Annotated in this window: 9 protein-coding genes; 1 reads left to right on the top strand and 8 read right to left on the bottom strand. The window is 47.8% G+C overall.

The window, feature by feature from the left end; genetic code table 11:
- The 8 genes from BLR32_RS00295 to dprA all read right to left on the bottom strand — a co-directional run bounded on the left by BLR32_RS00295 (nucleotide 1) and on the right by dprA (nucleotide 12,324).
- The gene (locus BLR32_RS00295; RefSeq protein WP_089828249.1) at nucleotides 1-1,929 is read right to left on the bottom strand and encodes a PKD domain-containing protein; all 1,929 of its coding nucleotides are present in this window, start codon (nucleotides 1,927-1,929) and stop codon (nucleotides 1-3) included.
- A gap of 156 nt (nucleotides 1,930-2,085) precedes the next feature.
- Nucleotides 2,086-4,740, bottom strand: coding sequence for a T9SS type B sorting domain-containing protein (locus BLR32_RS00290; RefSeq protein WP_143011305.1), 2,655 nt, complete (start codon nucleotides 4,738-4,740; stop codon nucleotides 2,086-2,088).
- 2 nt (nucleotides 4,741-4,742) lie between these two features.
- Nucleotides 4,743-5,528, bottom strand: a complete 786-nt coding sequence (locus BLR32_RS00285; protein ID WP_176842110.1) for an alpha/beta fold hydrolase — start codon at nucleotides 5,526-5,528, stop codon at nucleotides 4,743-4,745.
- A gap of 17 nt (nucleotides 5,529-5,545) precedes the next feature.
- Nucleotides 5,546-7,150 carry an apolipoprotein N-acyltransferase gene (gene lnt, locus BLR32_RS00280; RefSeq protein ID WP_176842109.1) on the bottom strand — a complete coding sequence of 535 codons (1,605 nt, stop codon included), beginning with the start codon at nucleotides 7,148-7,150 and terminating at the stop codon, nucleotides 5,546-5,548.
- A gap of 266 nt (nucleotides 7,151-7,416) precedes the next feature.
- Nucleotides 7,417-8,889 (bottom strand): IMP dehydrogenase, encoded by a 1,473-nt coding sequence (gene guaB / locus BLR32_RS00275; protein WP_089828245.1) that lies wholly within the window; start codon nucleotides 8,887-8,889, stop codon nucleotides 7,417-7,419.
- A gap of 94 nt (nucleotides 8,890-8,983) precedes the next feature.
- Nucleotides 8,984-9,715, bottom strand: coding sequence for a DUF3307 domain-containing protein (locus tag BLR32_RS00270; RefSeq protein WP_089828244.1), 732 nt, complete (start codon nucleotides 9,713-9,715; stop codon nucleotides 8,984-8,986).
- A gap of 1 nt (nucleotide 9,716) precedes the next feature.
- Entirely contained in the window at nucleotides 9,717-10,346 is a 630-nt protein-coding gene (locus tag BLR32_RS00265) for a hypothetical protein (RefSeq protein WP_089828243.1), read from the bottom strand.
- A gap of 868 nt (nucleotides 10,347-11,214) precedes the next feature.
- Nucleotides 11,215-12,324: a DNA-processing protein DprA gene (gene dprA, locus BLR32_RS00260; protein ID WP_245705323.1), complete on the bottom strand. Its 1,110-nt coding sequence runs from the start codon at nucleotides 12,322-12,324 to the stop codon at nucleotides 11,215-11,217.
- An 88-nt stretch (nucleotides 12,325-12,412) separates the two neighbouring features.
- Between dprA and BLR32_RS00255 the strand changes: the two genes are divergently transcribed.
- Nucleotides 12,413-13,198: a 5'-nucleotidase, lipoprotein e(P4) family gene (locus BLR32_RS00255; RefSeq protein WP_245705322.1), complete on the top strand. Its 786-nt coding sequence runs from the start codon at nucleotides 12,413-12,415 to the stop codon at nucleotides 13,196-13,198.
- Nucleotides 13,199-13,378 lie beyond the last annotated feature (180 nt).

The following is a 13,378-nucleotide window of genomic DNA, read 5'->3' as shown; positions in this document are numbered from 1 at the left end:
TTATTTCACCAAAGTTACAGTGCCTTTCTTTAAAATACTTTTACCGGTTAAATCTTTTCCGGCCAGTATCCAGATATAGGTGTCTACCGGTGCAGGCATGCCTTTGATGGTACCGTCCCAGCCTTTGCGGAAGTCGGTGGAAGAATAAATTTCCTGTCCCCAGCGGTTGTAGATGCGGAAGTATTCGTATTCCGTGATCCCTACCGGGATGAAGCGGAAACGGTCGTTCTGCCCATCGCCATTAGGACTAAAGGCATTAGGGATATATATTTCCGGACCGGCATAGTACTTCACGTTGATGGAATCATAGCCGATACATCCCTGGGAATTAGAGACTTTCAGGAGATAAGTGATATCCTGGTTCCCGCTGGCAACAGGATTTGCGATGTTGATATTGTTCAAACCGTCAGGTGGCGACCAGGCATAGAAATCCCCTCCGGTAGCATTTAGTTGCAGGGATTGTCCTCTGGCAAGAATGGTATCATTGCCTGCAAAAGGATTCACTTCGTAAACGGTGATCTCCTTCGAGACGGTTGCGCTACACGATCGGTCGGTGAGCACGGAAAGCGAGACTGTATACTTGCCTCCGTTCTGGTAGATATAATTAAGCTGGGTGCTGACAGCGCTGGTAGGCTGTGGCGCATCCGGTATACCAATGTCCCAGCGTCTGCTGGTAATTTTGCCATAGGTATAGGAAGAAACATCGTTGAAGAGGATCGGCTCTCCGCGACAGAGACCCTGCACGGTAAAATCGGCGTTTAAGCCCGGATAATTGTGCACAAAGCCGGTTACGCTGTCGGTACATGAAAGCCCCCGGTTTACGACCAGTTTCAGCTCGTAAACGCCTGTATCGGGGTACAGGTGATTGAAGACTGATTTGTCGAACGTAATGGTGTCTGTACCATCGCCAAAATCCCAGTAATAACTGGAGGTAAAACCTGCATTACTGTAGTTGGGAATGGTGACGCTCAGCTCAGGACTAGCTACACAGTTCATCAGCACAGAAGGGAAGCCTGCCTGGATATTGGTTTTACAGTTGAAGACTGTCAGCAACAGGTCTTTCTGATGTGTACCCAGCAACACTTTTGTACGCCGGTCGTATTCACTTACACAAACAGAGATAACGAACTTGCCTTCACGGTTGGGCGTACCTCTGAGTATACCATGATTATCTATGGAGATCTGTGGGGAGCCACCCATGGGATTGGTGCCTGAATATGGCGTAACATAGTTGACAATGGAATTATAGGGCGGCGGATTGGAAGCCACACCCTCACTACGTGTAGAACCGCCTGTAAGCGCGTTACAGAGAGTGTAGGTAAGACTATCCCCATCCGGGTCAAAAGCTGAATAATCAAAGGTAAAAGGCAGGCTGTTACAGATCACTATCGCACCATCATGTTTAAAAAACACGCTGCTGTTGGTAGGCCGTTTTTCTGATCCCGGGATGGTGGTATAAAAGGTAGATCCTTCATGTTCTGAATCGTAGATGTTGGCCAGCTTTTCCCCACGGCAACAACGCTGATAGGTAACGTAATATCCTCCGTAGCTGGCCGGTAGCTCCACCGTATCCCGGTAATAGGCTACCTCCAGGTTTTGTGTGCGGGGAGCCAGACAGGGGTTCTTAAGCGTATCGCGTAGCGCTTTCGTTTCGTGAATATACATCTGCCTCGCGTTAGTAACGCGAATGCCGCTGGCATTGTAGATATTGACAGGAACGGGATTCTCAAAATGATCGAGACATCCCTGGATGGGGCCACACGTAAAGTCGGCATCCCTGTATAACTTGAGAACGATCTCATACCTGAACATCCCATCCCCCGCGGGGCCAAGGTAGGCATAGTAGATTTCGCCGCCAATTATATGGTAAGCATCTGCTCTAACGTGGACAAAGGTGCAGCAAATAGCCAGAATAAGAAACCTGTACATTCAAAGGGGCGCGTGACTGTAAAATGACTTTCGTATAGGAATTTACAAAAAAATCCACCGTTAATAAAATCATTTTTTCCAGTGTACACGCGACTTTGGAAGTACCTGTACAGTAGTCCATTACAGTTGATACTATGTAATTAGATGAAGTATTTTCTATCTGACAAGTGTTACAGTTCCTTTTCTTTGCACCGTTTCGTTGTTAATGTTTTTGCCTTGCACCACCCAAACGTAGGTGCCTACTGCTGCCGGCGAGCCGTTGAAGTAACCGTTCCATCCCTGCAGATACTTTGTGGTACTGTACATAAGCTTTCCCCAGCGGTCGTACACACGGAAGAAGTCCATCTGTACTATACCTACGGGCAGTGGGCGGAAGATGTCGTTTTGCCCGTCGCCGTTAGGAGAGAATCCTGTCGGTACATAGATGTCGGGACCTGCTATAAAACGCACCTTAATATCATCCGTGCCGGAGCAACCTTCTTCCGTATAGACAGTAACGGTATAGGTAATATCATGGTTGATGGTAGTGACAGGGGTGTCAATATTTGGGTTATTCAGCCCATCCACGGGGGTCCATACATATTTGACGCCGCCGGTAGCTTTCAGTGGGAATGGCCGGTTCAGGATGGCGATAGTGTCGTTGCCGGCAAAAGCGGGCACCGGAGGTACTACGCTGACCAGTACGGTGTCAGAGATAGGTTTCGGGCAACCCAGTACATCCGTCACGGTAACAACATATGCCGTGGTGTCTGTGGGCCGGGCAACAGTAGTGGCGCTTCGCGGAGAGGTCAGTGTTGCTGTTGGCGTCCATTGATAATAGGTGCCTCCCGATGCGTTCAGCGTTAGTTGTTCGCCATAACAGATGGTGGTATCTTCACCGGCATAAGCCACCGGTGGATCTACTACCTTCAATGCTACCTTATCCTCAGCGAAGCAGTCGCCCAGGTCTCCCCGCACCCTGTAGGTTGATGAAGGACCAGGAGGAACGGTGGCCACAACAGCACCGGTACCTATCACCGTATTGGTGGAGTCGTACCAGGTAAGCGGATAATTGCCGTCGGCCAATGCGTGGAGGTTTACCTCATCGCCTGTACATACAACACTATCGGCCATCGCTGTCACTATCAGCTTGTCTCTCACGTCAATGGCAACCCGCTTGCTGTTGATACAACCCGTTCCGTCTGTAAAGGTGACGGTATAGGCAGTATCGAGCCTTGGAAATATTGTCGGATTGGCTGTATTAGCGTTATTGATATTATATGAAGGCGCCCATGTATATGTTCCATTCACCACATTGCCATCCACAAGGCTTTCTGCATGCAGCTGGATGGAATTCAGATAGCACAGCAGTGTATCTGGCGTAGTAGCCAGCGGTGGTTTGTCATATATGATAAGGTCTGAAGTATCAAAGCGCTCGCAACCCCGTTCTGTTTTTAGCTGCAGCACCACCTGGTAATTGCCTGGTGCTGGGTATTGAAACCGCGGATTTTTGAGCAGGGAGGTATCGTCTTCTGAAGTTTCAACGCCAAAGTCCCAACGGTAATAGTTGATATTGTCTGTAGCGCTGGAGGTAGTGGAGGTGTTAGTGAAAGTAGTGGTGGTATTACTACAAAGCCCACTGAAGTTCACATTTGGGTGCAGTAAAGGATACACATAGGCTGTGGCGGTTGCACTGTCCCCACAGTTACTATACCTGTCCACCCATAATTTAACATTGTAAGTACCTTCCCGGGCGTAAGTATGCTGTATTGGGTCGACGCTGTTCGTATACATCGTGTCACCATCTCCGAAATCCCATTCATAGGGTTTCCCCTCTGTACTGTTGTTGAGGAAGGTGATGGTATAGCCGGAGCAATCGTTATACTTGTCGGGCATGGAGGCGACGACTAATTTCACACAGGTGGTCACGTTCAAATGAAAATCCTTTCGATGAATGCCGAGTAATACACCATTCCGGTATTCGGAGGCACAGACAGTCAGCACATATTTTCCCGGACCGGGTGCAATGCCGGAGATAATACCTGTTTGCGGGTCTATGTTAGCTCCGGCGCCGAGCGGACTGCTGCCGGAGTAAGGACTTTTATAAGGAACAGTTGAATAAGGAGGGGCGACTGCAGCAGGTGGTATCCCTCCCTGGGGAGTGGTTTGTCCGCCACCATAAGCATCACAGAAGGAATATACGATCTGGTCTTTGTCGATATCGGTTGCAGAAAAATCGTAAGTGAATTTTTTATTGGCACATACCAGTACTGCTTCATCTTTCGTAAAAGTGGGGCTTGAGTTGGTCAGCTGACCGTTTTCACCTGGTAGTTCTGTGAAATAGGTAGCGCCGTTTCCGGGCCTGTTTTGTTCGTTGTTCGGGTCTCTTGTGTCAATAATATTGTCTATGGTATTATCGCGGCAGCAACTCTGGAAGGAGACGGTATATCCCATTGGACTGACAGGAACGGTGATAGTCTGCACGTATATACCTATCTGGAAACAGACATCGGGGGGATTGACGATACAGGGATCGACCTGTGTCACATGCTTTTCATCTTTACTGGCGCGTGGTACACGTACCGGGGCGCCATATGAGGCATTGTCCACTTTACTGAAAATAGCGAAGTAAACAGCGTCCGGCAACGGTGCCACATTACTGTTATTACCCTCACTGCCGCAAATACGGAACAACTTCAACGTTACCTGGTAGGTCAGGTTATCTCCGCTGCGGCTGATGTATTTATACGACATTTCTCCTCCGATAATATGGGAGGCGTGCGTTGCGTATCCAAGGGTAAGAATAATAAGCAGTAAAAGGGCTCTTTTCACGTTCAATATTGTTGGCAAAAAAGAATAAACTGTTCCAATAGTTGTTTACTGGCTTCCGGCACCTCCCACATACCCATATGCCCGGTTTCTTCAAATATGTATATGCTGCTGATGCGCGGCAGGGATACTTGTGGCAGCACATTCTGCATGGGTACGGCGTTATCATCTTTGCCAATCACAAACAAAACAGGTACGGAGATAGATGATAACACTGCGGTCCGGTCCGGACGTTGCATCATTGCTTCATAATAAGCAATCTGAGATGACTGAGGGCATTGCAAACACATCTGAATATACGACTCTATTTGCTCAGGATGTTGCTTTTTATAGGCGGGACTGAACATATTAGGCATTGTCTGTTTTACAAAAGCCTCATTGCCATATTGCTCAATCATATTGATAGATTTCCGACGGGCTTCTTTTTTTTCTTCGTTGTCTGGTGCGGCGGTAGAATGGAATAATCCCAGTCCCTGTACAAGGGAGGGATATTTTTCTGCCAGCGCCAGGGCTACGTAGCCGCCCATGGAATGACCTATCACGACTGCTTTGGAAATGTCTTCCGCTGTTAAAAGATCCTTTACATATTCAGCCATACTATCCATGCTCAGCGTGCCTGTTGCCGGCGTATTGCCTGTACCGGGAAGGTCAGGCGCTATTACATAGAATTGTTCGCTCAAGGCTGCCAGCTGTTGTTGCCATATCTGGTTGTTCTCAGAAAAACCATGTATCAGCAGCACTGCCGGTTTGTTCTTTAGATCAGTATTTTGGGTAGAAGGTTTAGTGGACACGTGAAATAATTTTTGAATCAGGAATTGGGCATTGAAAATCTGAACTTCAGATAGAAACTATATAATATCATCACAATACAGAAAGCAACGGCCGCTTTGGATATAAGATCCCCAAACCGTACGTAGAACGTAAATGTATCGCCCGGTGTTACATTTGCGTCTATAACTCCTTCTTTCCAGTATGGTAATGGCTGCTGCACCCTGCCCATCGGGTCAATGATACAGGAAATACCAGTGTTGGCGCTGCGTGCTACCCAGCGTCGGGTTTCAATGGCTCTCAGGCGTGCATACTGTGCATGCTGCCGGTGGCCCTCAGTATTGCCCCACCAGCCATCGTTGGTGATGACAAACAGCAGGTTGGCGCCACGTCTTACATGCTCTGCTACAAATTCGCCATAGACAGACTCATAACAGATAGTAGGTAATACCTTAATGTGTGTGCGGTTGTCTTCCAGTAGTTCAACGCCTGGCGTTACACCATATCCGCCTGTAATGCCACCGAGGTCCAGGGCCAGGCTTTTCATAAAGGACAGATAACGCACATAAGGTATTATTTCTACGCCCGGCACCAGCCTGGATTTATGATATATCTGGGTTACGTAAGATGTGTCCAGCTGGATCGCTGAGTTGAATGCATCATACCTGAGCGTACCATCTTCTGTACTGCGGGCCATTTTGGGAGCTTCATCCGCATCATAACGTTTCAGGGTGGTAGCGCCGCTCACTATTGTGGCCTGCGGATAGTGTCTCAGGAATTGCCTGATCTGTTCTGTTTCGTCTTCATAAGCCAGTTTGTTTTCCCACACGCCATGTGTAAATAACGCAGTTTCCGGCCAAATAATATATGCAGTGGTGCTATCGGCTTTCTTAGCGGATAAGGCTAGTAATTTATCCAGTTGCAGTCTTTCGTTTTCCTCAGCAAATTTGTCGTAAGGGTCAATATTAGGCTGAACTACCACCACCTTTACAGTGGGGCCTTCAGGCACATGGAAATTATATTGTACAAGTGAGCTGAGTAAGAAGGGGATCACCACAACCGCCGCCGGCAACCAGGCCGTTTTCCAAAGAAAGGAACCCAGTGGCACAGGATATTGTTTACGTTGCAGCCAGGTCTGGTAAATAAGGATATTGCTGAGCAGTACCCATAAGGTACCTCCGCTTACACCGGTATATTCATACCATTGCACCCAGGAAGGATGCATCGCAAAAACATTACCCAGGCTGAGCCAGGGCCAGCTGAATTCCCAGTTGAGGTGGATATATTCAAACGTCAACCAATATACTATCAGGGCGAAATAACCGGCTGTTTGTCCTACCCGTACCCGCGTGCGGTGGTATCCCAAAAGCGGGATACTCATGAGAAGGGTATTGATCAGGTTTGCCGCTACACCGCTAATGGGCACGGTAGTATTGCCCACCCACCAGGTAGTGGCCACATTCCAGAGAAACAGCGTCAGGAAGATACAGCCGAAGTATTTACCACGGTGAGCTACCAGGTCTGCTATCCGCAACAGGGGGATAAAGGCAATGAATATCAGGAAGGTAAGGGGAGAGGTTGGCCATGCGGCCCATAACAGCAATGCACCAGCAAGGCTTAGTAGTATGGGTAACCAGCGGTTCATAGTTAATTGATTTTGTACGCAGTTATCCATAGATGAATAACTGTAATATGATTTGTCAGTTCGCCCGGTTTGACGGACTAGAAAGAGCGAATATAAAAGTAGTACAGGAAATAAATTATTAAATAATGATAAAAGCCCCCTGGCTCTATTCCAGGAGGCTTTTATCATTAAGTTGGGCAGTGATGAACACGCATTGGTTATTTCAGTGTGTCATCAGCTACTTCCGGTTATTTTTGTTTGCTGCCGTACTATTTATCAGCGGATGATTATCTGCTGTAGTTCGGAGCTTCCTTGGTGATTACCACGTCGTGCGGATGGTTTTCTTTCACTGTAGCAGGAGAGATCTTGATGAACTGAGCTGCCTGCAGCGTCTTAATGTCTTTAGAACCAGTGAGGCCCATACCTGCACGCAGACCGCCAACAAATTGCTGGATCACTTCAGACAGCAGGCCCTTGTAAGGTACACGGCCTACGATACCTTCAGGTACCAGTTTCTTGATATCGTCTTCTTCCTGGAAATAGCGGTCTTTACTACCTTCTACCATTGCTTCCAGGGAGCCCATGCCACGGTAAGATTTGAATTTACGGCCTTCGTAGATGATCGTTTCTCCGGGGCTTTCTTCCACACCTGCAAAAATGGAACCGGCCATGATGCTGGATGCACCTGCAGCCAGGGCTTTTACCATATCACCGGTGTAACGGATACCACCATCAGCGATCACCGGAACACCTGTTTTCTTCAGTGCTTCAGCAGCCAGCAGTACGGCGGAGAGTTGAGGGAAACCAGCACCTGTTACTACGCGGGTAGTACAGATGGAACCGGGTCCTACACCTACTTTTACAGCGTCTGCACCTGCATTTGCCAGTGCCAGTGCACCTTCGCCGGTAGCTACGTTACCAGCTATCACTTCCAGTTTAGGGAATGTTTTCTTGAGTTTCTTGAGACTGTTGATAACAGCGATGGAGTGACCATGTGAGCTGTCGAGACAAACCACATCCACACCTACGTTGATCAGTGCCTGTGCCCTGTCCAGTACATCGGGAGTGATACCGAGAGCTGCACCTACCAGCAGACGACCATAAGCGTCTTTTACCGCATTTGGATAGCTGGATACCTGGAGGATGTCTCTGTAAGTGATCAGACCTACCAGTTTACCATTCTTGGCTACTACAGGCAGTTTCTCGATCTTATTCTGCTGGAGGATCTTTTCTGCTTTTTTCAGATCAGTTCCTTCAGGAGCAGTGATCAGGTTTTCGGAGGTCATTACTTCACTTACCAGGCGCTTGTGGTTTCTTTCAAAACGCAGATCGCGGTTAGTGAGAATACCTACCAGTTTGTTTGCATCATCTATAATAGGAATACCACCGATGCTGTTCTCTTTCATCAGGCGGAGTGCTTCTCCTATAGTAGCATTGGCATGCAGGGTAACCGGGTCGAGTATCAGGCCGTTTTCACTGCGCTTTACTTTTCTCACCAGTTCTGCCTGTTTTTCAATGCTCATGTTTTTATGCAGAATACCAATGCCTCCCTGACGAGCCAGTGAAATGGCCAGGTTAGCTTCAGTAACAGTATCCATGGCAGCAGACACCATCGGTATGTTAAGGCGTATGTTTTTGGTAAGTTGCGTTGAGATGTTTACGTCTCTGGGTAGTACTTCAGAGTAGGCTGGAACCAGGAGTACGTCATCAAAAGTAAGTCCGTCCTCTACAAATTTCGGTTTCGATTTTCCGGCAGGCATGTTGCAACTATTTGTCAGTTATTAAATAATTGCACGCAAATGTACACCTATTTGACCAAATAGAAAAATGTTGATGAAACAGGTGATGTGAAGATTACTTTAACATTGTTAGTAAATGACTGCTCAGCAGTCCTGTCATGATGGCGATGAAGAAGCTCAGGAATGTGCCTATCACCACATATTCAGTCAGTTTGGTCTCTTTGGGTTCTTTCAGATCTCCGAACCTGAACACAGATTTAGCTGCCAGCAGGAAACCTACCCCTTCCCATCTGCCCAGCAGTATAAATGTCAATATCATCAGGCGTTCCAGGAATCCGATCCATTCACCTGCATCCTCTAATGATGATTCTATGGTTGATATATGCTGACCGGGAGTGTGGTTGGGTGTCCACCGGGAGATCATATTCTTCGTGATAATAGACGCGGGTTTCAGCACAAACAGGATGGCAATACATATAATGAGGTTTTTAACGGTAAAGATAGCTGTATACTGCCATGTTATCTTTTCATGAAATGCCCAGACAATACCGATAACAAGGAGGTGTGCCAGCTGATCTCCGAAAAACCATGCTCTCTGGTACCTGGGCTGTTGGAATTGTAGTTTTACACCATCTATCAGCAGGTGAGAAAGCATGATCAGGAAGGCCATCTGCCAGTTGGTAAAATTCCACGTCACCAGCAATATGAGCCAGAAATGAATGAGGACGTGTATATAAAGGTAAGGAGAACGCCATTTCAGCGCTTCTTTGTTGCTGACCCATTTGTTGTTCTGCAGGAAAAAATCACCCAGGATGTGTGCTAAAAATAGTTGCAGAAAGAGTATCATATCATGTATGTGTTTTTGAGATACAATCTTTAATACATTTTCGGTAGAAACTCTCCAATGCCATTATTTCCTCATAATGAGCCCTCTTCTGACCCTCACTAATGGTGGATTGGGTACGGCCGATCTGATCGCCCAGCTCTTTCTGTGAAAGTTCACGGTTTGCAATAGATATGGCTATAAGTTGTGCCGTGGCAGGCGTCCATTTATCGAGTGCAATGGAGGCCAGCCGGAACATCAGGTTCAATTCGGTGTTCAGTTCCGGCCACGGACTTTTAATACTTAAACGTTGCTTTTGCTTTTTTAATTCTTCGAACGTTTCCCCCGAATAAACAAAAACCGGTCCGTTTGATTCGGTGATATGCGGGGCGCTGTAACTTTTCTCGCCTATGCCGATGCCTATTCTCACATCCAGCTTATCGATCGACTTAATACAAGCTTTGATACGAATAGCTGCCAGCAGTGCCTTCCAGGGTTTAGCGATCTCCAGCTGGAAGCTATCTCCTCTGAATATCTCCCACGTTTTTGGCGCCTTTCCCCATTCGCCCAACAGTTCTTTTAAAGGATGCAGCCAGATACCCGGGTCTTTTTGCCCTCTTGAATTGATAATATCTCCTGTAATGATACTGGTCATACTATAAATATCGGTTATTTGGCCGATATTCTGAAATATCGGTTTATCCGCCGATAATGTGAGTATCGGTTTTAAAGCCGATAATTGGGAATATCGGTTAAATAACCGATAAGAGTGGGAAAGGTGTATCAAATATATTCCTTCCTGGTACTAAATGAAAAGTGAAAGCCCGCATTTGGAGTAAAATATGTCTTAGAGAACAAGGAGAGAATAAGCAGAGAAGACGCAGAGAACAAGCAGAAGAAAAACTAACAAAGGACAACAGGGCTGCTAAAACTCCTGAGAAACCACAGAGCCGCCTCCAGGATACAGCGCTCCACCAGGAGTGCCCGTGTTTGTAGCCCCGGGTTTTAACCCGGGGAACGGATAACCGGGATACGACAATCGGAATACGACAACCGGAATACGACAACCGGGAACGGATAACCGGGATACGACACGGAATACAACAACGGGATACGACAATCGGGGAACGGATAACCGGGATACAACACGGAATACGACAACCGTGAAACGGATAACCGGGATACGACACGGAATACGACAACCGAGGAACGGGTAGCCGGAATACAACAACGGGATACAACACGGCATACGGCAACGGGATACAACAACCGGGAAACGGATAACCGGGATACAACAACCCGGGGCGATAACCGGATACGACAATCGCCCGGGCATGCACTCCGGAAACGGCACCCGTCAAACACGCGACGACGACCGTCGAGCAAGCGTCGAATAAACGTCGAATAAGCATCGAACAAGCGTCGAAGAAACAACGGAACTACAGTACCAGAAATGGACCGGCAAAAACAACCAGCTTGTTCCCCGGGCGTCAGCCAAACTTACGGTCGTTACGGCGCGCCCCTCAATTTATCACCTGATATTTCTGCCCCGGCAATCCTCTCAATACATGCTGCATTTCCAGCTTCAATACCAGAGAAGCAACCTGACTTCCCGGCAAATAACTCTCCCGGCGAAGCTGATCTATGTGTTTTTCGTCACTCCCTGTAAAAAGCGTCAGGATATGCCGCTCTGATTCATCAAGCGTCATAAATAATCCCAGCTGAGGATCGGGTTGTGTCTTAGGAGGACGGTGATGGTCCCATCCCATCGCCTGCAACAGATCGGTGGCACTGGTGATCAGCATGGCCCGGTTTGTTCTGATCAGTTCATTGCAGCCGGCAGCATGTGGATCGCCCACACGGCCGGGAATAGCAAAGACGTCTTTGTTGTAACTATTGGCAATATCCGCCGTAATGAGCGAACCTCCTTTCAGACCGCTTTCCACTACAATGGTGGCATCGGCAATGCCCGCCACAATACGGTTACGCATGGGGAAATGCTGTTTGTCAGGTTGTGTATCGCTGAGAAATTCAGTGAGCAGTCCGCCGTTTTCAATCATCGCCATGGCAGTGCCTTTATGCTGTGGAGGATAGATGCGATCCAGTCCATGCGCCAGTACACCAATGGTGGGAATGTCATGCTGTAATGCCTGCCTGTGGGCAATGATATCTATGCCATAAGCCATACCGCTGACTATTGTCACATTGTGTGCAGCCAGGTCTTCTACCAGTTTTGCACATACTGACCTGCCATAGTCACCGGGAGTACGTGTGCCCACAATACTGACAATCCTGCCGGCATTAAGATCTGCATGACCCTTGTAATACAGCATCACAGGGCTGTCTGCACAATGCTTCAGCCGTTGTGGATACTGAGCGCTGGTATAAAAGACTGGTTGTATATCGTGCTGTTCCATATATTCAATCTCCCTGTCTATATGTTCATAGTCACGAAATTCCAGTATGGCAGCGGCCCTTAGAGCACCGATATCAGGAATATCCTCCAGCTCATGTTTACGGGCTTCAAATACTGCACTGGCGGAATGGAAATGTGCAAGCAGCTTTTTGGCGACAATATCTCCTATTAGTGGAATTTGTGTAAGAGCAATCTGGTGGCGTAATTCCTCCTGCATATTGCATATTTTTGCGGTTAACATATCTAAGTTAAAACATCTTCTGTTTACTCCCATGCAATACAAAAATATTTTACTCACATGTGCATTGCTTGCAGGAACAATTTCCTGTAAGACTACGCAGGCGCCTGTTGTACAGGCCCCATCATCCACTACTGTGCTGCAACCTTATGGCCCTGCCTGGGCCGCCCTCTGGCAGCAGAAAGCAGCAGAATACAAAGCGCTGTGTTTCCAGGCTTACAACATCGCAAGAATGAGACTGGATGAAAGTCTCTCGCAACCGGCTACACTGCCGCCTGCCGTTGTTACAGACATTGATGAAACCGTGCTGGATAACAGTCCGTACACCGTACATACTGCGCTGAAAGGAGAAGGATATGCTGATAAAACATGGATAGAATGGACGGCAAAAGCCGCTGCAGATACAGTGCCTGGCGCATTGTCCTTCCTGCAGTATGCTGCATCGAAAGGCGTGCATGTTTTTTATATTACTAACCGTTCAGAAACAGAACGTGCGTCAACGTTAGAGAATCTGCAACGCTGGCATTTCCCTGATGCAGACAATGAACACCTGCTTCTCAAAACAACTACGTCCGGCAAGGAAAGCCGCCGTCAGCAGGTAGCGCAGACACATCACATTCTTTTATTGATGGGAGATAACCTGAGCGATTTTGCAGCGATCTTCGACAAACAACCTGTTGCCCAACGTGAACAGGTAACACAACAATCTGCAGCCGATTTTGGCAGGCGGTTTATTGTATTGCCAAATCCAATGTATGGGGATTGGTTGCCGGCGATGTTCCAGTATGATTATAAGCGCAGGCCAGGGGAAATAGATTCGTTGCTGAGAGGCGCGTTGAAGGATTATAAATGATGTTATCCGGGGATACGGATATATGATTGGCCGGTTGATTACGTTTGTTGATGTCCGTATTCCGAGGATCACCATCGTCCGGGTTATCATCGTCGTTCCCCGGGTTGTCACCTCCCCCGGGTTGTCACCCTCCCCCGGGTTGTCACCCTCCCCCGGGTTGTCACCCTCCCCCGGGTTGTC

Origin of the sequence: Chitinophaga filiformis (assembly GCF_900102545.1) — a bacterium.
In the GTDB taxonomy this organism is placed as follows: domain Bacteria; phylum Bacteroidota; class Bacteroidia; order Chitinophagales; family Chitinophagaceae; genus Chitinophaga; species Chitinophaga filiformis.
This window is presented reverse-complemented; position numbering and strand designations above follow the sequence as displayed.